Origin of the sequence: Brevundimonas sp. (assembly GCF_016463485.1) — a bacterium.
Taxonomy (GTDB): Bacteria; Pseudomonadota; Alphaproteobacteria; order Caulobacterales; family Caulobacteraceae; genus Brevundimonas.
Window position 1 is genome coordinate 1 of the sequence record NZ_JAEMRD010000050.1, and the last position, 21,296, is coordinate 21,296.

27 protein-coding genes are annotated in these 21,296 nt (G+C 65.2%); 5 read left to right on the forward strand and 22 right to left on the reverse strand.

The window, feature by feature from the left end; translation table 11 throughout:
* The 19 genes from rplV to JHC99_RS09230 form a co-directional block, all read right to left on the reverse strand.
* On the reverse strand, positions 1–299 hold a 299-nt coding region (rplV, locus tag JHC99_RS09140), incomplete at its 3' end, for a 50S ribosomal protein L22 (protein WP_292153568.1).
* A gap of 3 nt (positions 300–302) precedes the next feature.
* A complete protein-coding gene (gene rpsS / locus JHC99_RS09145; protein ID WP_292153570.1) occupies positions 303–581 on the reverse strand; it encodes a 30S ribosomal protein S19 in 279 nt (92 codons plus the stop codon).
* 2 nt (positions 582–583) lie between these two features.
* Complete coding sequence (gene rplB / locus JHC99_RS09150) at positions 584–1,417, reverse strand: 50S ribosomal protein L2 (protein WP_292153571.1); 834 nt, start codon at positions 1,415–1,417, stop codon at positions 584–586.
* 4 nt (positions 1,418–1,421) lie between these two features.
* The gene (locus tag JHC99_RS09155; protein ID WP_292153572.1) at positions 1,422–1,727 is read right to left on the reverse strand and encodes a 50S ribosomal protein L23; all 306 of its coding nucleotides are present in this window, start codon (positions 1,725–1,727) and stop codon (positions 1,422–1,424) included.
* Positions 1,727–2,395, reverse strand: a complete 669-nt coding sequence (rplD, locus tag JHC99_RS09160; protein ID WP_292153573.1) for a 50S ribosomal protein L4 — start codon at positions 2,393–2,395, stop codon at positions 1,727–1,729. The genes JHC99_RS09155 and rplD overlap by 1 nt, the downstream gene beginning before the upstream one ends.
* A complete protein-coding gene (rplC, locus tag JHC99_RS09165; protein ID WP_292153574.1) occupies positions 2,395–3,147 on the reverse strand; it encodes a 50S ribosomal protein L3 in 753 nt (250 codons plus the stop codon). Before rplC ends, rplD begins: the two co-directional genes overlap by 1 nt.
* A 20-nt stretch (positions 3,148–3,167) precedes the next feature.
* Positions 3,168–3,473 (reverse strand): 30S ribosomal protein S10, encoded by a 306-nt coding sequence (rpsJ, locus tag JHC99_RS09170; protein ID WP_003164367.1) that lies wholly within the window; start codon positions 3,471–3,473, stop codon positions 3,168–3,170.
* A 320-nt stretch (positions 3,474–3,793) separates the two neighbouring features.
* The gene (locus JHC99_RS09175; protein WP_292153575.1) at positions 3,794–4,813 is read right to left on the reverse strand and encodes a hypothetical protein; all 1,020 of its coding nucleotides are present in this window, start codon (positions 4,811–4,813) and stop codon (positions 3,794–3,796) included.
* A 104-nt stretch (positions 4,814–4,917) separates the two neighbouring features.
* Positions 4,918–5,856 carry a DUF2807 domain-containing protein gene (locus JHC99_RS09180; RefSeq protein WP_292153577.1) on the reverse strand — a complete coding sequence of 313 codons (939 nt, stop codon included), beginning with the start codon at positions 5,854–5,856 and terminating at the stop codon, positions 4,918–4,920.
* A gap of 68 nt (positions 5,857–5,924) precedes the next feature.
* On the reverse strand, positions 5,925–6,323 hold the full coding sequence (locus JHC99_RS09185) for a TfoX/Sxy family protein (RefSeq protein WP_292153579.1): 399 nt from the start codon (positions 6,321–6,323) through the stop codon (positions 5,925–5,927).
* 4 nt (positions 6,324–6,327) lie between these two features.
* The gene (locus JHC99_RS09190; protein ID WP_292153580.1) at positions 6,328–6,744 is read right to left on the reverse strand and encodes an iron-sulfur cluster assembly accessory protein; all 417 of its coding nucleotides are present in this window, start codon (positions 6,742–6,744) and stop codon (positions 6,328–6,330) included.
* An 8-nt stretch (positions 6,745–6,752) separates the two neighbouring features.
* On the reverse strand, positions 6,753–7,157 hold the full coding sequence (locus tag JHC99_RS09195) for an SUF system Fe-S cluster assembly protein (RefSeq protein WP_292153581.1): 405 nt from the start codon (positions 7,155–7,157) through the stop codon (positions 6,753–6,755).
* Entirely contained in the window at positions 7,157–8,401 is a 1,245-nt protein-coding gene (locus JHC99_RS09200) for a cysteine desulfurase (RefSeq protein ID WP_292153583.1), read from the reverse strand. Before JHC99_RS09200 ends, JHC99_RS09195 begins: the two co-directional genes overlap by 1 nt.
* Entirely contained in the window at positions 8,380–9,486 is a 1,107-nt protein-coding gene (sufD, locus tag JHC99_RS09205; protein WP_292153585.1) for a Fe-S cluster assembly protein SufD, read from the reverse strand. Before sufD ends, JHC99_RS09200 begins: the two co-directional genes overlap by 22 nt.
* Positions 9,483–10,232: a Fe-S cluster assembly ATPase SufC gene (gene sufC, locus JHC99_RS09210; RefSeq protein WP_292153586.1), complete on the reverse strand. Its 750-nt coding sequence runs from the start codon at positions 10,230–10,232 to the stop codon at positions 9,483–9,485. Before sufC ends, sufD begins: the two co-directional genes overlap by 4 nt.
* Entirely contained in the window at positions 10,233–10,691 is a 459-nt protein-coding gene (comJ, locus tag JHC99_RS09215) for a competence protein ComJ (protein WP_292153587.1), read from the reverse strand.
* Complete coding sequence (sufB, locus tag JHC99_RS09220) at positions 10,688–12,154, reverse strand: Fe-S cluster assembly protein SufB (protein ID WP_292153589.1); 1,467 nt, start codon at positions 12,152–12,154, stop codon at positions 10,688–10,690. The genes comJ and sufB overlap by 4 nt, the downstream gene beginning before the upstream one ends.
* Positions 12,154–13,308 (reverse strand): cysteine desulfurase family protein, encoded by a 1,155-nt coding sequence (locus tag JHC99_RS09225; RefSeq protein ID WP_292153591.1) that lies wholly within the window; start codon positions 13,306–13,308, stop codon positions 12,154–12,156. The genes sufB and JHC99_RS09225 overlap by 1 nt, the downstream gene beginning before the upstream one ends.
* On the reverse strand, positions 13,305–13,787 hold the full coding sequence (locus JHC99_RS09230; protein ID WP_292153593.1) for an Rrf2 family transcriptional regulator: 483 nt from the start codon (positions 13,785–13,787) through the stop codon (positions 13,305–13,307). Before JHC99_RS09230 ends, JHC99_RS09225 begins: the two co-directional genes overlap by 4 nt.
* A 159-nt stretch (positions 13,788–13,946) precedes the next feature.
* Between JHC99_RS09230 and JHC99_RS09235 the strand changes: the two genes are divergently transcribed.
* Complete coding sequence (locus tag JHC99_RS09235) at positions 13,947–14,597, forward strand: alpha/beta hydrolase (RefSeq protein ID WP_271146891.1); 651 nt, start codon at positions 13,947–13,949, stop codon at positions 14,595–14,597.
* A 65-nt stretch (positions 14,598–14,662) separates the two neighbouring features.
* Positions 14,663–15,493 carry a transporter gene (locus tag JHC99_RS09240; RefSeq protein ID WP_292153595.1) on the forward strand — a complete coding sequence of 277 codons (831 nt, stop codon included), beginning with the start codon at positions 14,663–14,665 and terminating at the stop codon, positions 15,491–15,493.
* Positions 15,494–15,826: 333 nt separating this feature from the next.
* Here the strand turns inward: JHC99_RS09240 and JHC99_RS09245 are convergent, their stop codons facing one another.
* The 3 genes from JHC99_RS09245 to JHC99_RS09255 are packed head-to-tail and all read right to left on the reverse strand — an operon-like array spanning position 15,827 to position 17,822.
* The gene (locus tag JHC99_RS09245; RefSeq protein ID WP_292153597.1) at positions 15,827–17,032 is read right to left on the reverse strand and encodes a DUF1343 domain-containing protein; all 1,206 of its coding nucleotides are present in this window, start codon (positions 17,030–17,032) and stop codon (positions 15,827–15,829) included.
* Positions 17,029–17,535, reverse strand: a complete 507-nt coding sequence (locus tag JHC99_RS09250) for a DOMON-like domain-containing protein (protein ID WP_292153599.1) — start codon at positions 17,533–17,535, stop codon at positions 17,029–17,031. Before JHC99_RS09250 ends, JHC99_RS09245 begins: the two co-directional genes overlap by 4 nt.
* Before the next feature lie 38 nt (positions 17,536–17,573).
* Positions 17,574–17,822, reverse strand: a complete 249-nt coding sequence (locus JHC99_RS09255; RefSeq protein ID WP_292153600.1) for a hypothetical protein — start codon at positions 17,820–17,822, stop codon at positions 17,574–17,576.
* A gap of 254 nt (positions 17,823–18,076) precedes the next feature.
* Here JHC99_RS09255 and tyrS point away from each other — a divergent pair, with 254 nt between their 5' ends.
* From tyrS to JHC99_RS09270, 3 genes are all read left to right on the forward strand, one after another.
* On the forward strand, positions 18,077–19,339 hold the full coding sequence (gene tyrS, locus JHC99_RS09260; protein ID WP_292153602.1) for a tyrosine--tRNA ligase: 1,263 nt from the start codon (positions 18,077–18,079) through the stop codon (positions 19,337–19,339).
* A gap of 137 nt (positions 19,340–19,476) precedes the next feature.
* Positions 19,477–19,944 carry a thioredoxin-dependent thiol peroxidase gene (bcp, locus tag JHC99_RS09265; RefSeq protein ID WP_292153605.1) on the forward strand — a complete coding sequence of 156 codons (468 nt, stop codon included), beginning with the start codon at positions 19,477–19,479 and terminating at the stop codon, positions 19,942–19,944.
* Between the two features lie 197 nt (positions 19,945–20,141).
* Complete coding sequence (locus tag JHC99_RS09270; RefSeq protein ID WP_292153607.1) at positions 20,142–21,293, forward strand: M23 family metallopeptidase; 1,152 nt, start codon at positions 20,142–20,144, stop codon at positions 21,291–21,293.
* The last annotated feature ends 3 nt before the right edge of the window (positions 21,294–21,296 follow it).

A 21,296-nucleotide genomic window follows, 5' to 3' on the forward strand; every position in this document is an offset into this window, starting at 1 on the left:
CGGCTCGCGAAACGCTTCATCACCAGGTTCTTGCCCACGAAGGCCTCGGCGACGACCAGGTTGTCGATGTCGAGGTTGTGGTTGTTCTCGGCGTTCGAGATCGCCGAATACAGGACCTTGCGGACGTCGCCGGCGATGCGCTTACGGCTGAATTCCAGCTCGTTCAGCGCCTTCTGAACCGGCATGCCGCGGATCGAGGCGGCGACCAGGTTCAGCTTCTGAGGGCTGATGCGCATGTTGACCTGCTTGGCGCGGGCCTCGGTCGGGCCGACCCGACGAATGTTCTTGGTCTGGGCCATCGGTTACTTCCTTTTGGCCTTCTTGTCCGCCGCGTGACCCGGGAAGTTCCGGGTCGGGGCGAACTCGCCGAACTTCATGCCGACCATCTCTTCCGAGACCGACACGGGAACGTGCTTCTGACCGTTATGGACGCCGAACGTCAGACCGACGAACTGCGGCAGGATGGTGGAGCGGCGCGACCAGGTCTTGATCACGTCCTTGCGGCCCGACGACTTAACGGCGTCGGCCTTCTTGAGCAGATACCCGTCGACGAACGGGCCTTTCCAGGAGGAGCGGGCCATCTTTAGCGAGCCTTCTTAACGTGGCGGGTACGGATGATGAACTTGTCCGTCGCCTTGTTCTTGCGGGTACGGGTGCCCTTGGTGTCCTTACCCCACGGCGTAACGGGGGTGCGGCCACCGGAGGTGCGGCCTTCGCCGCCGCCGTGCGGGTGATCGACCGGGTTCATGGCGACGCCGCGAACGTGCGGGCGGAAGCCCATGTGACGGACGCGACCGGCCTTGCCCAGGTTCTGGTTCATGTGGTCGGCGTTCGAAACGGCACCGACCGTGGCCATGCAGCCGTCCAGGACCATGCGCAGCTCGCCCGAGCCGAGACGGATCTGGGCGTAGCCCTGATCGCGGCCGACCAGCTGGGCGTAGGCACCGGCCGAACGGGCCAGCTGGGCGCCCTTGCCCGGCTTCATCTCGACGCAGTGGATGATCGTACCCACCGGGATCGAGCGCAGCGGCATGGCGTTGCCCGGCTTAACGTCCGTCTTCTCGCCGGCCACGATCGTGTCGCCCGCCTTCAGGCGTTGCGGCGCGACGATGTAGGCCTTTTCGCCGTCCTCATAGGTGATGAGGGCGATGAAGGCGGTCCGGTTCGGATCGTATTCCAGGCGCTCGACCGTCGCCGTGGCGAACTTGCGACGCTTGAAGTCGATCTTGCGGTACAGGGTCTTGGCACCACCGCCGCGGAAGCGGACGGCGATACGACCACCGGCACCGCGACCGCCCGACTTGGTCAGGCCTTCGGTCAGCGACTTCTCGGGACGGCCCTTGTGGAGCTCCGAGCGGTCGATCAGCACCAGGGCGCGACGGCCCGGCGATGTCGGATTGTATGTTTTCAAGGCCATCTGATCAGAGCCCCGTGGTGACGTCGATCGACTGGCCGTCGGCCAGCGTCACGATCGCTTTTTTGATGTCGACCCGACGGCCCATGATGCCGCGGAAGCGCTTGGTCTTGCCCTTTTGAACCAGGGTGTTGACCTTCAGGACGTTGACCTTGAACAGGCTTTCGACCGCCGCGGCGATCTCGTCCTTGGTCGAGGTGCCGGAAACCCGAAACACGACCTTGTTCTGCTCCGACAGGATCGTGGCCTTTTCGGTGATCACCGGAGCCAAGATGGTGTCGTAATGTTTTGCGGTAGGAGTTGCGCCGGCCATTACGCGGCTTCCTTCTGGGCTTGCTCGCGACGCGAGGGCTTGTAGTCGGCATAGGTCGCCTCGATGGCTTCCAGGGCAGACTTCGTCAGCACCAGTTTGTCAGCGCGCAGGATGTCATAGACGTTCAGACCGGCGTTCGGCAGCACATCCACCAGCGGGATGTTGCGGGCGGCCAGGGCGAAGTTGGCGTCCACTTCCGGGCCGGCGATGACCAGGGTGCGGGTCCAGCCCAGCTTGCCCAGGGTTTCACGAAGCGCCGAGGTCTTGGCATCCTTGATGGACAGGCTGTCGACGACCACCAGGCCACCCGACTTCACCTTGGACGACAGGGCGTGACGCAGGGCCAGGGCGCGGACCTTCTTGGGAAGATCGAAGCCGTGATCGCGAACGACCGGGCCGAAAGCGCGCGAACCACCGACGAACTGCGGCGCACGGCGCGAACCGTGACGGGCGCCGCCGGTGCCCTTTTGCTTGTACATCTTCTTGCCGGTGCGAGAGTTCTCGTTCCGGGTCTGGACCTTGTGGGTGCCGGCGCGGCGCTTGGCCAGCTGCCAGTTGACGTAACGGGCCAGCAGGTCGCCGCGAATGTCGGTGATGCCGAAAACGGCGTCCGACAGTTCAACGTCGCCCGAGGCCTTGCCGTCGAGTTTGATGACCGAGAGTTTCATTAAACTTCACCGCCTTCGACGGTTTCGACCGCGACCGGCTCTTCAGCAGGCGTTTCGGCCGGAGCGGCTGCAGCGCCGCCCTTGGTCTTGAACGAGCCGGGGAACGGCAGGTCGGCGTGCGTCTTCTTGTGCGCGTCGCGGACCTTGACCCACGAGCCTTCGTGGCCGGGGACAGCGCCCTTGACCAGGATCAGGCCGCGCTCGGCGTCGACACGGACGACCGTCAGGTTCTGGGTGGTGATCGTCTCGTTACCGAGCTGACCCGCCATCTTCTTGCCCTTGAAGGTCTTGCCGGGGTCCTGGCGCTGGCCGGTCGAACCCAGCGAACGGTGCGAGACCGAAACGCCGTGGGTGGCCCGCAGACCGCCGAAGTTCCAGCGCTTCATGCCGCCGGCAAAGCCCTTGCCGATCGTCTCGCCCTGGATATCGACCTTCTGGCCGGCGACGAAATGGTCGGCCGTCAGGGTCGAACCGACGTCGATCATGGCGTCGTCCGTTACCCGGAACTCCATGACGACATGCTTGGGCTCGACTTCTGCAGTCGCAAACGTCGTGCGTTGAGCCTTGTTGGTGTTCTTTGCCTTCTTGGCACCGGCACCCAGCTGCAGGGCGACATAGCCGTCCCGCTCCTGAGTACGTTGGCCGACGACCTGACAGTCGTCGAGCTGGAGCACAGTGACCGGAACGTGCGCGCCGTCATCGGCGAACACGCGGGTCATGCCCAGCTTCTTGGCGATCACGCCCGTGCGCATCGGATCCCGCCTCTTTCTACTTAAATCTTGATCTCGACGTCCACGCCGGCGGACAGGTCGAGCTTCATGAGCGCGTCCACGGTCTGCGGGGTGGGGTCGACGATGTCGAGGACACGCTTGTGCGTGCGGATTTCAAACTGCTCGCGCGACTTCTTGTCGACGTGCGGCGAGCGGTTCACGGTGAACTTTTCGATCAGGGTCGGCAGCGGAATCGGACCACGAACGGTCGCGCCCGTGCGCTTGGCGGTGTTGACGATCTCGCGCGTCGAAAAGTCGAGGACGCGGTGATCAAAGGCCTTGAGCCTGATGCGGATGCTTTGATCCATATCGGTCGTATTTCCCAAGCAGGCGAACCTGCGTCCCTGTGAACCATTTCAAAGACCGGAGGCCTTCAGGCACGAATGCCCTCAGAGTACGCACGTCCGCAAAAACGATCGGCCCACGCAGTCGCCCGCGAGAGCCGTTGAAGTCCCTGGTCGCTGCAAAGAACAGGTCCGAGGTCGTTCCTGCGGACCGCGTCTGCAGATTGCTCTGCACAGCCGGTCCAACAAGAGTTGGCGCTTATGACGATTGAGTCCCGTTTCGTCAAGCGGCGAAACTGAGGCGGGGTTGGGTTTCTGACTCCTCGCCCCCTCACGGCCTCTCCCTATCGCACCAGCCGTTTCGTCGCCGGGTCCCAGCGCAGGGTCACGCCCGTGCAGACCTTGCCGTACTCACAGTCGGGCGCGTCGATCAGCCGGGCCGGCGTCGGGGCCACATCGATGTTCACCCAGCGGCCGACCCCGCCCTGATAGGCCATCACCGCCGGCCCGCCCCGTCCGTTCGGTCCGTTCCCCGCGCCGTCCGAGACCCAGACCTGGAAGCTGTATCCTTCGGCGACCCCTGTGCAGATCGCGGGCGGACCGATGACCCAGTCGCGGATGCCGTCACCGTTCAGGTCGGGGATGTCGCTGAGCGAGGGATCGACGAACGCCGTCAGCGCCTCGTCTTCAAGGCTGGGGCAGACCTTCCGGCCCGCCGTGCGCAGCTCGGACAGGGCCGCCGGAACCCAGTCGGGACCGTCCTTGCTGTCCTCCCTGTCCACCGGCGACTGGCCGGCGCTGAGCAGGATGTGATGGCCGTCGCTCGACGGCCGCTCGACCAGCGCGCCCGCGCGTGGATCCCAGCCCCAGGCCAGGCGGCAGTCATCGCGCGTATCTTCGCAGTTCAGGTGGTGGAAGGACGATTCGACCCGGACCTCGCCGTCCACTTCGCGGATGTCGAGCTCGCCGCTCTGACGATCGAAGGCGCGGACGAAGCCGTAGTCATGCGCGCCACCCTCCACGTCGGTAACCGGGCCGTCCTCGAAGACACGGCTGACGTAAAGCGTCCGCGCGCAGCCGCCGGTGCCGCAGAACTGGCTCGAGTCCGGCCAGTTGATCAGCCAGTCCGTATGGCCGTCCTTGCTGATGTCGACCGGGACCAGAACATCCTCAGGCACTTCGGTCACCAGCGCAGGCCGATTCGTGGGGTCATCGCGGTCCAGATAGAAGCTGTTGATCTCGTTCAGCACGAACCAGGTCAGGCCCTCCGGCGTCTTGGGCGACGGCTCCTGGGTCGTGGCGGCGGCGCCGGCGGCCGAGATCAGGGACACGGCGGCAAGCGAGGCCGCGAACAGTCGAGACATAGCAAAAGGTCCTGACCGGAAATGCCCGGTCAGGACCCATGGTGACGGTTTTGCCCGCCTTATCCACCTCTCCGATCCTGACGGGCCGGCGGCGTGTGATTCCCTTATGAGCCGACGCGGACCCGGCCCGAGCCCATGGTGGTCTGGGAGATCGGTCCGCTGGCCGAAATCACCCGGATGTCGCCGGACCCCATGATGTTGGCCGAGACCGACCCGGCGGCCCCGCGCACGTCGATGTCACCCGATCCCATGATGTTGGCAGACAGGCTGGAGGCGCGACCCGCCGCGATGATGATATTCCCCGACCCCGGCACACTGGCGTTCACCGGCCCGTTGATGCTGGCCAGGCGGATGTCGCCCGACCCCATGACATTGGCGTCCAGCCCCCGAGCGGACCCCAGCACCATGTCGCCGGAACCCATGATGTTGGCGTCCAGGTCACCGGTCGAACCGGCATACAGGTTGCCCGATCCCATGATGTTGGCGTCGAGATCGCTAGAGGTTCCAGCCCGCAGGTCGCCCGAGCCCATGATCGAGACGTCGAGCGGCCCGTTGACGTTCGCGACGGTCCAGTGACCGCATCCGCCGTTGCTGATCCCAACGCGATTGGCGCCCCGGCCGATAGCCCCGAACACGGCTCCGTCCTGGACCTCGACGTCGACCTGGCGAGGTGTGCGCACGACGATCAGAGGAGCGGCCGACAGATCGACCCGGCCCTTGCCCCGCACCTCGACCGAGGCTCCTTCGCCCGGCTGACGCGCCTGCGAGGAGCCCGAATGGCACTCACGGGTCGAGTTGCGGCCCAACTCGCCGTCGATGCGGATCTCATCGCCGCGCCGGGTCACGGTCGGCCGCGGCAGGCCGGCCGTGCCGCCCTCGATCTCGACGGCGACGTCGGCGCGATCCTCGACGATGACGACCATCCGGGCCACGGCGTGGCGCACCTGGACCTCGGGGACTTCCTTGGCGCTGGCAGGCGGGGCGACGGCGACCAGGCCCAGAACGGCGATGGATGCGGCGGTGGCGACGACGGCGAAATTCATGGCGGTTTCCTCTCCGGCTCTGAAGAGAAAATGCGCGCCGGTACCGCCCAAGTCATTTTAACTCGACGTCATGACCTCGATTTAATGTCGGCGTTCGCCGAGCCGCCCTTTCGCGACTTCACAGTCTTTGCCGCCGCCTTGCGCAGCGCGACATCGATAGCCTCGCGAGCCCAGCGAACGGCCTCGTCCGGATCATCGACCGCGCTTTCAGGCAGGCTCCAGTAACCGAGGCCCATCACCGCCCCGTCCTTGCCGGGATAGGTGAACTGACGCGACCCCACGGCCTCCAGCGCCGGTACGGTCGTCTCGTCCGCCTTGAGCCAGATCAGGCCGTCGTCCAGCAGGGCGAAGATCAGGCCGTGGGAATAGACCGCCCCGGCCCCGAACATCCGCTTGAACTCCAGCGGACCGAGACCCGCCAGATGCTCGCGAACCCATTCCTCGAAATCAGGATCGCGGGCCGCCACGATATCAGGCGTCCAGCGCCGCGACCGGAATGATCGTCACACTCTCACCGCAGCCACAGGCGTCGGTCTGGTTTGGATTGCGGAACACGAATTTGGACGCCAGCTTCGTCGTCTCGTAGTCGATCTCGGACCCGATCAGGAACAGGATCGCCTTGGGGTCGATCAGGATGGTGACCCCCTTGTCCTCCACCACCTCGTCGAGCGGCTCGATCGTCTCGGCATAGGCGAAGGTATATTCCTGCCCCGCGCAGCCGCCGTTCTTCACCCCGACGCGCAGGGCGATGTAGGGCTTGTCCGCATGGGTCATGATCTCCTGCACGCGCTCTGCGGCAGCGTCGGTCAGGGTCACGGCCTTGGGGCGGGGACGGCGGACACGTCCTCCGGTCGAGCCGGAGGATGACGATGTTTCAAAGTCGGTCATCGTCTCTCTCAGAACATGTTCAGGGCCAGCTTGGCCTCGTCGCTCATCTTGGAAGAATCCCACGGCGGGTCGAACACCAGGTTGGCGCGCGCCGACTTGACCGAGGGCACCTTCATCACTGCGTCCTCGACCCAGCCCGGCATCTCACCGGCCACCGGACAGCCCGGTGCGGTCAGGGTCATCTCGACGATCACGTCGCGGTCGTCGTTGACGTCGACCTTGTAGATCAGCCCAAGCTCATAGATGTCGACCGGGATTTCCGGATCATAGACGGTCTTCAGCGCCTCGATCAGGTCGTCGGTCAGGGTGTTCAGCTCGGCCTGCGACAGGGCGCTCGTCTGGGGCTCGTCCCAGGCGGCGGCGAAGGCGTCGGCCCCGGCAGCGTCAGTCTTTGAAATCGTCTCGTCGGTCATCACACAAAGAACTCGCGCGCCCGGATCAGCGCATCCACGAAGGCGTCGGCATCCTCCGTTGTATTATATAGGGCGAAGCTGGCGCGTGTGCTCGACGTCACGCCAAATCGCTTCGCCAGCGGCTCACAGCAATGCATCCCGGCCCGCACGGCGACGCCGTAGCGATCCATGATCTGGGCCAGATCGTGGGCGTGCACGCCCTCGACGGTGAAGGTGAAGATCGCGCCCTTCCCCTCAGCCGTGCCCAGCTCGCGCAGCCAGTTCAGGCCTTCCGTGCGGCTGCGGACGTGATCGTACAGGGCATGCTCATGCGCCGCGACCGCCACCCGGTCGAACGTGGAAAGCCATTCCAGCGCAGCCCCCAGACCGATCGCCTCCAGGATCGGGGGCGTGCCCGCCTCGAACCGGTGCGGCGGCGCGGCGTAGGTAATCCGCTCCTTCTCGACCACGGCGATCATCTCGCCCCCGCCCTGATAGGGTGGCAGGCTCTCCAGGGCCTCCGCCGTGCCGTACAGTGCGCCGATGCCCGTCGGGCCGAACAGCTTGTGCCCCGTCAGCACATACCAGTCGCAGCCGATCGCCTGAACGTCCGGCGAGGCGTGAACCGCCCCCTGGCACCCGTCGATCAGGACGCGTGCTCCGGCCGCGTGAGCCAACCGCGTGATTTCCGCGACCGGATTGATGGTCCCCAGCACGTTCGACATATGGGTGACGGAAACGATCTTCGTCTTCGGCCCCAGCATTTCGGCATAGGCCGCCATGTCCAGCGATCCGTCGTCCAGCACCGGGATCCATTTCAGCACCGCCCCATGCCGCTCGCGCAGGAAATGCCAGGGCACGATGTTGGAGTGGTGCTCCATCTCCGAGACGATGATCTCGTCGCCCGGCTGGATCGACAGGCCGATGCCGTTCGCGACCAGATTGATCGCCTCGGTGCCACCCTTGGTCCAGACGATGGTGTCCGAATGCGGCGCGTTCAGATACCGCGCCACGATCTCGCGCGCCGCCTCGAACGCCTCGGTCGCCTCGTTGGACAGGGTGTGCAGGCCACGATGGACGTTGGCGTAACTGCCCTCCATCTGCGCCACCAGGGCGTCGATGACCGCCCGCGGCTTCTGCGCCGAGGCGGCGTTGTCCAGATAGACCAGCGGCTTGCCGTTCACCGTCCGCGACAGAATCGGGAACTGCGCCCGCACCGCATGGGCGTCAAAGGTCTTGCCCATCAGAGCCGTTCCGTCAGCCATGACCGCACCACCTCCCTCGCGCCGTCGTGCTCGATCCGGTCGACGACCTCGATCAGGAAGGCCTGCGTCAGCAGAGCCCGCGCCTCATCCACCGGAATGCCGCGCTGCTGCATGTAGAACAGCGCGCTCTCGTCCAGATTGCCGACCGTGTTACCGTGCGCGCACTGCACGTCATCGGCATAGATCACCAGCTCCGGCTTAGCATCCACCTCGGCCCGCTCGCCCAGGATCAGCGCGTGGTGCCCCATCCGCGCATCGGTCCCGTCCGCCCCGCGCTCGACGACGATCTTGCCCTGAAACACGCCGCGTGCGGTGTCGCGGACCACGCCCTTGGTCAGTTGCGACGTCTGGCCGTTAGGGCCAGCGTGATCGACCACCGAGGTCAAATCTGCATGAAGGCTGTCCGACAGTAGGTACAAGCCGTCGAGCCGGACAAAAGCGCCATTCCCGGCGTGTCGGACCTGCGTCTCCAGCCTCGCCAGTCCCGCGCCTTCCGCGGCTGTGAACTGGGTGAATGACGCGCCTTCAGCAACATCGACAAAGGCCGTTGAGATGATCACCGCGCCTTCTGATTTTTCCTGCAAAACAATTCGATGGAGCGTCGCGCCCTCGCCGACTTCGTAGCGGAAAACCTTGTTGCCGAGGCTGGTCGCGGAACCGATATAGCGTTCACGCGCCACGCAGGTCGCGCCCGGAGCAACCCGGACAATCGTCGTTGCATGGCCGAAGCCGTCGTGACCATCGATCTCAATTTCCAGATCACGCGTCTCGCCCGCCGCGACTAGGTATACTGTCGCCTCCGGCTCCATCGCTGCGGCCCAGCGAGCAGCAAAGATGTCAGAGTCCGGAGCCTGCTCAAGACTATCCGCTTCGGGACCAATCGGAAAAAACTTGTACCAGTCAGCCAGAATAGTGGTGTCGACCCGACGGGCCGCAGCGCGCAAATCAGAGTACTTCCATGCCTCATTCCGACGCGTCGGGAGGCCGCCACGGCGAAAATCGGCCTGTGCCTTCTCAGCCGTCGGTCCAGTCCGCTGATCGAGGGCCTCAAGGACCTCCAGTTCGCGTTCGGTCAGAGCAATCACGCCGCGACCGGCAGGTATTGATCATACCCTTCCGCCTCCAGCTTCAGCGCCAGTTCCGGCCCGCCCGAGGCCACGATCCGCCCGGCGGCCAACACATGCACCCGGTCCGGTTTGATATAGTCCAGCAGCCGCTGATAGTGGGTGATCACCAGCATGGCGCGGTCGGGCGAACGCAGCGCATTGACCCCCTCGGACACGATCCGCAGGGCGTCGATGTCCAGCCCCGAATCCGTCTCGTCGAGGATCAGCAGCGACGGCTCCAGCAGAGCCATCTGCAGGATCTCCATCCGCTTCTTCTCACCGCCCGAGAAGCCGACGTTGAGCGGCCGCTTCAGCATGTCGAAGTCCATCTTCAGCGCCTGCGACGCCGCCTTGACCTGTTTCAGGAACGCCGGCGCCGACACCTCGTCCTCGCCCCGCGCCCGCTTCTGGGCGTTCAACGCCGTGCGCACAAACGTCAGGGCCGGGACGCCGGGGATCTCGATCGGATACTGGAACGACAGGAAGACGCCCTTCGCCGCCCGCGCCGCCGGATCGAGGTCGAGCAGGCTCTCGCCCCGCCATTCCACCGATCCCTCGACCGCCTCATAGCCGGGCCGTCCCGACAGGGCATAGCCCAACGTCGACTTGCCGGCCCCGTTCGGCCCCATGATGGCGTGCACCTCGCCCGCCGGAACGTCGAGCGTCAGCCCCTTGAGGATCGGCTTGTCGCCGACGGAGACGTGGAGGTTGGAGATGGAGAGCATTTAGGCAGATTCCGCTTCACGGACGATGGCGGCGTCCGGGTTCATTTCATCGCTGGCAATGAGCACAGCGAACGCGTCCTCGGAGGACGGGAAAAAGGTCAAGGCTACGTTGGCAGGGATGTCGTCAGTGGCTTCAAACAAAAGGCCATAGCGACCTTCAGAAAGCTCAATCTGATGCTGGGCACTCATGATGCTGCCAACGATCAGGTCAGTGCTTCGCTTTTCGATCGGGACGACAACAGCGCGCTTCGCATTGGACTGAGGAGAGACCCGGCTTGTCGCCAGTCGGATTTCCACGTGGACAGCGTCTACTGCCGGTAAGGCGAAAGAAACACTCCCCGGCCTCCAGGAGAAACCCTGTTGCACATGGGCTGGCGTCCAGTCGTTGTAGGGCAGGTCTAGACCCGCATCGAAAACGGAGACCTGTGCGTAGTTTATCGCGAGGTCGAAACTCTTCACCCCACGCTCCCCTCAAGCGAGATCGCCACCAGCTTCTGGGCCTCGACGGCGAATTCCATCGGCAGCTTCTGCATTACGTCGCGGACGAAGCCGTTGACCAGCAGGGCCACCGCCTCCTCCTGCGACAACCCCCGCTGCTGGGCGTAGAATAGCTGGTCGTCGGACAGACGCGTCGTCGTCGCCTCGTGCTCCAGCTGGGCCGAGCCGTTGCGGGCCTCGATGTAGGGCACGGTGTGGGAGCCGCAGTCGCCGCCGATCAGAAGGCTGTCGCACTGGGTGAAGTTGCGCACACCCGTCGCCTTGGCGTGCACCGACACCAGGCCGCGATAGGTCGAGTCAGACTTGCCCGCCGAGACCGCCTTGGCGATGATCCGGCTCTTCGAGTTCTTGCCCAGGTGGATCATCTTGGTGCCGGTGTCGGCCTGCTGATGTCCGTTGGTGATGGCGATCGAATAGAATTCGCCCGAGCTCTCCTCGCCCTTGAGGATGCAGGACGGGTATTTCCAGGTCACGGCCGAGCCGGTCTCGACCTGGGTCCACGACACCTTCGACCGGTCGCCCCGGCAGTCGGCGCGCTTGGTGACGAAGTTGTAGATGCCGCCCTTGCCCTCGGCGTCGCCGGGGTACCAGTTCTGGACCGTCGAATATTTGATCTCGGCGTCGTCCAGCGCCACCAATTCGACCACGGCCGCATGCAGCTGGTTCTCGTCGCGCATCGGGGCGGTGCAGCCCTCCAGATAGGAGCAGTAGCTGCCCTTGTCGGCGATGATCAGGGTGCGCTCGAACTGGCCCGTCTGGCTCGCATTGATGCGGAAATAGGTCGACAGCTCCATCGGGCAGCGCACGCCCGGCGGGATGTAGACGAACGATCCGTCCGAAAACACCGCCGAGTTCAACGCCGCGAAATAGTTGTCCGAGACCGGCACCACCGACCCCAGATATTGCCGCACCAGATCGGGATATTCCCGCAGCGCCTCCGAGATCGGCATGAAAATCACGCCCACCTTGGCCAGTTCGGCCTTGAAGGTCGTGACCACCGACACGCTGTCGAACACCGCATCCACCGCGTAACCCGGCGCGCCCTCGACGCCCGCCAGCACGGCCTGCTCACCCAGCGGAATACCCAGCTTGGCATAGATGGCCAGGATCTCCGGATCGACCTCGTCCAGCGACTTCGGCCCGTCCTTCTTCCTGGGTGCCGCGTAGTAGAACAGCGACTGGTAATCGACCGGCTCGTATTTCACCGAGGCCCAGGTCGGCTCCTCCATGGCCAGCCACCGCTCATAGGCGGCCAGACGCCATTCCAGCATCCACTCCGGCTCGCCCTTCTTCTCGGAGATGAAGCGGACGATGTCTGCATTCAGCCCACGCGGCGCATATTCCGTGTCGATGTCCGACGTGAAGCCGTGCTCGTACTTTTCCAGCGCGGCGACGGCGTCGATGGTTTCCTGGACGGCGGCCATCAGGCGACCTGCCTTTCATTCTGACGCGCCCGCTGGGCGACATAGGCCGCAGCCCAGGCGTCGGCGAACCGCTGCCAGTCCTGTTCCGTGGTGCCCCAGCCACCGGACGCCCTTAGGCCCCCCGACGCCAGGTCCAACCGGCCCGTCGCCAATATGGTTCGCGATGGCTTGGTCTTGCCCGAGTTGCAGGCCGACCCGCCCGAAACCATGATGCCCGCCAGATCCAGCGTGATCAGCTGACGCGGGCTGTCCCAATCGCTGACGGCCAGGAACAGGGTGTTGGGCAGGCGCGGCGCGCCCTCCCCCACGATGGTCGCGCCCACCGCCTTCACGGTCGCTTCGGCGGCGTCGCGCCAGGGCTTGTGTGCCGCGACACCGTCGAGACCGGCCCGCGCACTGTCCGCCGCCACGCCGAAGCCGACGATGCCGGGCGTGTTCTCGGTGCCGGCGCGCAGGCCGCGTTCCTGGCCGGCACCGTGCAGGATCTTCGCTGCCGTCAGTCCCTCACGCATCACAAGCGCGCCGACGCCTTGCGGCCCCCCGAGTTTGTGCGCGGACAGGGTCAGGCTATCGGCACCGAGCACGCGGATATCCACCGCGATCTTGCCCGCTGACTGGATGGCATCGACATGCAGCCAGCCCTTGGCCGCCCGGACCAGACGCGCCGCCTCGGCGATCGGCTGGATCACGCCGCTTTCGTTGTTCGCATGATGGATGGCGACCACCGCACGGCCCGGTCTGGCCAGCAGCTCCGCCAGCTTCGTCAGGTCGATCACGCCCCGCCCATCGACCGGCAGCACCTTGACCGGCTTGCCCGAGGCGATAGCCGCCTCGGCGATGCAGGGATGTTCGGTGGCACAGACGATCAGCCGCTCGCAGCCGGCCGCTCCCCCTTCGCGAGACAGCGCGCTGGCCAGGCCTTGCGCATTCGCCTCGGTCCCGCCGGAGGTAAAGATCACCGCGGTGGGATCGGCCCCGACCAGTTCGGCGACCTGGCCCCGCGCCGTCTCGATCCGCGCCCGCGCCCGACGCCCCGCCGCATGCACCGCCGAGGCATTGCCGTTGTCGGCAAGCGCCTTCGTCATGGCGTCCAGAACCTCGGGCCGCACCAGGGCCGAAGCATTGTAATCGAGATAGACCGGAGAGCCGCTCATGCCGCCGCCTCCATTTCGGCCTGACCGGCTCCGGACCGCCGACGCGCGCCCGTGCGGTTCATCACCACGTCTTCCAGCGACACTCCCGCCAGATAGCGATGGATCTCGTCGCCCAGGTCTTCCCACAGATTGTGGGTGATGCACCGTTCGCCGGCCATCATGCAGCCCTTGGGCGAGGAGTGGGAGGCGCACCGCGTCGCCCGGATCGGCTCGTCGACAGCCAGCACGATCTCCGACACCACGGTCTCGTGCGCGCCCTTGGCCAGACGGTATCCGCCGCCCGGCCCGCGCACGCTGCGCACCAGCCCGCCCTTCCTCAGACGGGCGAACAGTTGCTCCAGATAACTCAGGGAAATCTCCTGGCGCGTGGCGATCTCGGCCAGCGATACGGCCCGCGCGGACCCGTCCGAGCCCAGCCCGTTCTTGGCCAGATCGGCCATCGCCATCACGGCGTATCGTCCCTTGGTCGACAGGCGCATCGCATCCGCTCAAAAATCTCGCGCTTTTCAGGGGCCCTGTGCTAAGAGCCGCGCCTTTAAGGAAGGCCGCTGTGCGCCGGCTGGACTTATAAAGTCCTACCGCCACGGTCAAGTATTCCCCGGCCACGAAACGACGATTGAACGGATTATTCGAGCCCCATGCCTGAAGTCATCCTGCCCGGCGCCTCTGGTCGTATCGAGGGCCGCTACTCCCCCGGCAAGCGCGCCAATGCCCCCATCGCCCTGATCCTGCACCCCCACCCCAAGGCGGGCGGGCATATGAACAACCCGGTCGCGGTCACCCTGTACCAGCTGTTCCAGAAGCGCGGTTTCGCTACCCTGCGCTACAATTCGCGCGGCGTCGGCAAGTCGCAGGGCGAGTTTGATTCCGGCATCGGCGAGCTGGCCGATGCGGCCACGGCCCTGGACTGGCTGCAGTCCAACAACCCGGCTGCGACCCAGACTTGGGTCGGCGGCTATCAGTTCGGGGCCTATATCGGCATGCAGCTGCTGATGCGCCGCCCGGAAACGGACGGCTTCATCTCGGTCTCTCCGCCGTCGAACATGTATGATTTCAGCTTCCTGGCCCCCTGCCCGGCGTCAGGCCTGTTCCTGCACGGCACGGCCGACACCATCGTCCCGCCGGTCGAGGTCGAGCGCGTCGTGAACAAGCTGCGCACCCAAAAAGGGATCGTCATCGATTACGAACTGGAAGAAGGCGCGAGCCACTTCTGGCAGAACCACATCGACGCCGTGGACCGCCGCGTCGGGCTCTATCTGGACAAGCGTCTGGAAGCCGAACCGGCCTGATCACCTGCGGATAACGCTCTCTTCACCGACAGCTGGGCTATAAAGCGGTCTAGGGGGAGCTCATCATGCGCATTCGATTGTCGGTCGCCGCGATCGTCGCGTCATCTGCCCTGGGCGCCGCCTTGCCCGCGATGGCTCAGACCGCAGCGTCCTCAACCCTACGCCCCTTCTGCGCCGACCGGCCGGGCAAGGGTGCCGCAAGCTGCGTGCTGGATCAGGGCCATGTGCAGATCGAGATCGGCGCGTTCGACGGCGCGCGGCAGACCGATTCGACCACAGAGACAGACAGCTGGTCGGCCGGCTCCATCACCGCCCGTTTCGGCGTCGGACCCGCGACCGAGATCCAGATCGGAACGACCGTCTGGCAGCGCGAAACGGTGACCGACCGCTCATCGGGCGTCGATGATGTCGCCGAAGGAACCGGCGACCTGTTCCTGGCCGTCCGCCAGGGCCTGATCCGCCCCGATGGCGAGGGCTTGTCTGTCGCCTTGATGGGCTACGCCACGGTGCCCACCGGCGGCGACGAGGTCCGCGCCAGCGGTGTGGAGGGTGGCGTCGTCGTGCCCGTGTCGATCGACCTCGGCAACGAATGGGGCCTAGGGCTGTCGCCCTATATCGAGATCGTCCGCGACGCCGATGGCGAGGGGTCGCACGGCGCCTATTCCTTCGCCGTGGACGTGGATCGCGACCTCGGAGACTGGATCCTGGGTGCCGAGCTCTGGGTCGGCCGCGACGAAGATCCCTCGGGCGAGACGACCCAGGCCAGCGCCGACCTGATCGCCATCTGGACCCCGCCCCTCCTGCCGGATGCCCAGCTCGACTTCGGCCTCAACTTCGGCCTCAACGACGACAGCCCGGACGTGGAGTTCGGCGTAGGACTGGCCCGCAGGTTCTAGACTAGGTCGGCCTCCAGCCGTTCGTAGGCTTGATGGGCCACTACCGATATCCGGCGCGCTCGCCGAACCGATCCGGGTGATATGTTTATATTCCTATAGACACCTTGCGCTTGAATGGTAGCGCCGCCATCTGACGTGTCGGGTCTTTGAAAAGTGCAGGCTGCGACGTCGTGATATCGGCGACCGGAAACCACATGGTTGGCGGTGGGCTTTCCGCCCCTTGGTCGAAGTCCTTGATTTTGCTTCGGCCCAACTGGCGGCTTGGCGGTTTGGCGGCCTGTTTTCAAAGCGCCACCGCCACAAAGCGGGAGCGACGATAAAGGGCTGGACAGCCTAGTAGAGCAGGAAAGGCTTCCTGACCTCGATCCAGGCCGCTTCATCCGCCCCCGCAATCGCATCCAGGTCGGCCGCCGTCGCCGACCGATCATCGACCCATTCGCGCAGGATCGGCGAGCCGTTGATGACGTCGATGGGCAACTTTCCGAACGCATACTCGTAAGGAAAATCCCGCCACAGATCGTAGTCGGGATACAGGTTCCGGATCGCCTTGAACCCCGCCGCCTGCACCCGCCATGGCCGGAAGGCGTCGTGCTCGTAGAACGGTCCGTCCACATGGATCTGGACCCCGCTGCACAGTTGCCCGACGTGCTTGTGGAACGTCGGCTGGAACCAGCAGTCCCTCAGGATACAGCCCTCCAGCCACTCCGGCGCGATCCGGAGCATCTCGGCGATCACCGCGCGGGCGTCGATGTCGGGTGCCCCGAACAACTCCAGGGGTCGGGTCGTGCCCCGCCCCTCCGACAGGGTCGCCCCCTCCAGCATCACAGTCCCGGCATAGGCCCGCGTCATCGACACATTGGGCGCATTCGGGCTTGGGTTCACCCAGGATCGTTCGTTCAGCGGCCAGCCGAAACCCGGCCCTGCCTCGGGCGCCCAGCCCTCCATCGGCACCACCCGATACTCAGGCACATCCAACTTGAAATGGTCGATGAACCAGTGGCCCAGTTCGCCCAGCGTCATCCCGTGCCGCATCGGCATCGGCCCCGCCCCGACGAAACTCTCCCAGCCGGGCCGCAGGGTCGTGCCCTCGACCGGCCGCCCCGCCGGATTGGGCCGGTCCAGCACCCACACCGCTTTTCCATGCTCGGCCGCCGCCTCCAGCACGTAAAGCAGGGTCGTGATGAAGGTGTAGATGCGGCAACCCACGTCCTGAAGGTCGATCAGGATGACGTCGAACGTCCCCATCGACTGGCCGGTGGGCCTGCGCACCTCACCGTACAGGCTGAAGACCGGGATGCCGTGCACCGGATCGGTCTCGTCCGGGCTCTCCATCATATTGTCCTGCAGATCGCCCTTCATTCCGTGCTGGGGCCCGAAGGCCGCCGTCAGTTGGATATCGGGACAGGACGCGATCGCATCGATCGCATGGGTCAGGTCCGCCGTCACCGACGCCGGATGGGCCAGCAATGCAACGCGCCGGCCCTTCAACTGAGCCTGCAGGGCCGGGTCGGACAGCAGGCGATCGAGGCCGGTCTTCATGGAAAGTCCAGAACGAAGGAATCGGGATGATGGAAGTCCGGCTTATCCGATGGATGCGCCAGCGCCCAATAGGTCTTCGATCCATCGACAGCCTCGATGACCGCCGCCAATGCCAACCGATCCGTCGGCGACGGCAGATCGAGACAAGCTTCCAGCGCCAGCATGTCCTCCGCGAGATCCAGCGGGCTGACTTCGACCACCTCTGCCGCGTCCGCCATCCCCTCGCGATAGGCGTCGAACCGATAGGAGGCCCACCGGCCGGAGGGCGACAGGTTGAACTCCGTATAGCCGCCCGCTGCCGCGATAAAGACCTCGAAACAGCTGTGTCGCCACAGGTCATCGGTGCGGCCAGGATCGGCCGGGGCCGGCCAGGCGATGCGATCGACCGCGCCCTCGGCGACGAAGCGAACCCACAGGCGCGGGCCCCGTCGCTCCAACTGGACGTGGAGACTGGCCAGCGGGCTCTCCGTCGAGCCGGGGTGGGGGATCAGCGTGACGATCATCCGAGATCGATAGCGCGACCTCGTTGCGCCTGAAACCGCTATCCCAGCGGCGGCATCGGCGGGTTAGCTTCCAGTACCCGCATGATCACCAGATAGAGCGCGGGGGGCGCGGTCAGGGTGACGGCCCAGGCCCAGCCGTAACGATGCTTGTCCAGCAGCCAGATGATCAGCATCCCGACCGCTGCGGTCAGGCCAACGATCAAGGTCATCGTCGTGGACGAACTGTAGAGATCGAACCGCATCTGGATCATCGAGGCCAGTGTCGCACCGAGCAGGACCGCGACCACGGTGATCCCGAATGCATGCCGAAAATGCGGCGTTCTCCACCGCCGTCGGAACCGTTCACCCACCGACATCGCGATATTCCATGGCTTGACGGCCCGAAGTGACCGCCATACTCAAACACTCATGTTCGCGGCCCGTGCCCTGACTGACCTCTATTACCGCCCGCTGATCTAGCGAGCGGCCGCGAACCTGCGCCGCACCTTGCCGGCGCGAAATCCGAGACAGAGCGCCGGCCTCCCTGCTATCGGAGCCGACCATGAGCGATCCCAGATTCAAGTCCGACTTTCTCCAGACGCTTCAGGCGCGCGGCTACATCCACCAGATCACCCACCCGGCCGAGCTCGACGCGGCGGCGGCCTCCGGTGTGGTCTCAGGCTACATCGGGTTCGATGCCACGGCGCCCAGCCTGCATGTCGGCTCCCTGATCCAGATCATGATGCTGCGCCGGCTCCAGCAGGCAGGCGGACGGCCCGTCGTCATCATGGGCGGCGGCACCACCAAGGTCGGAGACCCGACGGGCAAGGACACCTCGCGCCCGCAACTGACCGACGAAACGATCCAGTCGAACATCGCTTCCATCCGGACGGTGTTCGAGAAATTCCTGGCTTTCGGCGACGGGCCCACCGACGCCGTCATGATCGACAACGACGAATGGCTGTCGAAATACGGCTACATCGAATTCCTGCGCGACTACGGCACCCACTTCACGGTCAACCGGATGCTGGCCTTCGACTCGGTCAAGCTGCGGCTGGAACGCGAGCAGCCGATGACCTTCCTCGAGTTCAACTACATGCTGATGCAGTCGGTGGACTTCCTCGAGCTGAACCGCCGCCAGAACGTGACCCTTCAGATGGGCGGGTCGGACCAGTGGGGCAACATCGTCTCCGGCGTCGACCTGGTGCGCCGCGTCGATGCGAAGGCCGCCTTCGGCCTGACCACGCCACTGCTGACCACTGCATCCGGCGGCAAGATGGGCAAGACGGCGCAAGGCGCGGTCTGGCTGAACGCCGAACAGCTGAGCCCCTACGACTACTGGCAGTTCTGGAGGAACGCCGAAGACGCCGACGTCGGCCGCTTCATGAAGCTGTTCACCGACATGCCGCTGGACGACATCGCGGCATGGGAAGCCCGCCAGGGAGCGGAGATCAACGAGGCCAAGAAGGCGCTGGCAGACGCGGCGACCACCATGCTGCATGGTGCCGACGACGCAGCCAAGGCCCGCGCCAGATCGGAAGGTCAATTCGAGCGGGGCGAGGTCGAGGCGCTCGCCGTCTACGACTTCGTGTGGGCCGGCGATGATGGGTCGTTCACTCTGCGAAGCCCCGAATCCCTTGTGAAGGCGGCCGACATTTCCTCGATTAAGGACGCCAAACGCTCGATCGCGAACGGGGAAATCCGGATCAACGGTGCGGTGGTGAACGGCTCCGAGGTCTACAGCAGAAATCAAATTGATCCCGCACACGGGGCCTTCCTCGTCCAGAAGGGCAAGAAAGTCTCAAGGCTGGTCCGGCCAACCTAACCCTATTCCGCTCATCCCGGCGAAAGCCGGGACCCAGTGCTTTGGGCGATGATTGCTGAATGAAGAGGCTGAACCGATCCGGTATGCCTCACTTAAGAACTGGGTCCCGGCTTTCGCCGGGATGAGCGCAGTCTGAAATGGTCGAGATCATTGCCGGGATGAAGGCCCCCGCCTTCGACATGCCCACCGCCGGCGGGGGTCGCATCAACAGCGCCGACCTGATCGGCAAGACGGTCGTGCTCTACTTCTATCCCAAGGCCGACACGCCGGGCTGCACCACGGAAGCGCAGGATTTCACCGCCCTGGCCGAAGATTTCGCCGCCGCGAACACAGTCGTGATCGGAGTCTCCCGCGATGCGGTAAAGGCGCTGGACCGGTTCAAGACCAAGCGCGAGCTGGGCGTCATCCTGGCCTCGGACGAGGACGGCTCGGTCACCGAAGCCTTTGGAGTATGGGGAGAAAAGAAGCTCTACGGTCGCGTCTACATGGGGATCGAGCGCGCCACCTTCCTGATCGATGCAACCGGGGTCGTGCGCGAAACCTGGCGCAAGGTCTCGGTCAAGGGTCACGCCCAGGCGGTGCTGGACGCCGCCCGAACCCTCTGACCAACCCAGCGTCAGTATAAAATTCGCCGGGATCTGACCTCAACAGAATTGTCATTACCCCTGTCAGGCGAAACTTTACCGTATCCAGATTCGTTTTCGGGTGTGCGCCGCACAATCATGATTAACAAAGCGTGAACGCCATTGCCGTAAGCGTCAGCGTACGGTTTAGTGCCCTTGGAACGTGGGGGCGTGTTCATATGCAAGACGAACAAGGGGCGGTCAGGCGGTCCCTTCTGGATCGCTTTTTTCCGGAGCGTCATCTCTATTTGCGCAGCCACGGCGAGGTCCGGGGCTATGTTCTGACCGGTGGCCGTCAGGCCATGATCGCGGCTGTGACCGTGGTTTTCGCAGCCTGGACCCTTGTGGCGTCCGGCGGCTTCCTGTTCGACGTGATCGCCCGCAGCCAGGCCGACAGTGACGTCGCACGCGCCCGCGCCGCATCGGAACGGCTCAACGCAGACCTTCAGGCCCGGCTCGAGACCGCTGTCGTCCGCATGTCCGCGACCAATGGGTCGCTCGACGAGATGGCCGAGATGGTCGAGCGCCGCCACGCCGCCCTGACCGGGGTCATGAGCAATTTCCAGGGCATCCCGGGGTCGCAGGCGGCGCTGCGACCCGCGAAATCCCTGAACCCGGCGACCACCACCCCCGTTCAACGCATCATGGCCGTGCGGCTGGATCAGGACCGGCTGATCGCCCGGGCCCAGACCTTCGCCCAGAACCGCGCAGAACGTCTGCGCCTGGCCTTCCGGCTCGCGGGCCTCAACCCGGCGGCCTATGTCTCGCGCGGATCGTCCCTCGGCGGGCCGCTGGTCGAGGCCAAGGACCCCAGCGCCCTGGCCGCCATCCTGGACGTCGACGAGCCCTTTGCCATCCGCATCCGCAACGCCGCCGACAACCTCAGCGAAATGCGCCGGCTGGCCGACGTCGCGGAAAGCATGCCGTTCAACAGGCCGACCAGTGCGCGCACCACCTCGGGCTTCGGCGTGCGGTTCGATCCGTTCAACGGCCGCCCCGCCCTGCACCAGGGCCAGGACTTCGCGGCGCCCCTGAATACGCCGATCTCGGCCACCGCGCCCGGCGTCGTGTCCTTTACCGGCGTCCGTTCAGGGTATGGCAACACCGTTGAGATAGACCACGGTCACGGCTTCAAGACCCGCTTCGCCCATCTGAACTCCATCGCCGTCGCCACCGGCCAGCCGATCGCGCTTGGCCAGAGGATCGGCGGCATGGGGACAACGGGCCGTTCCACCGGCGTGCATCTGCATTATGAAGTGTGGGTGGATGGCCGCCCCCAGAATCCCGCCCGCTTCCTCAGAGCAGGAGACCAGCTTGTTCAACAAAACTAACAC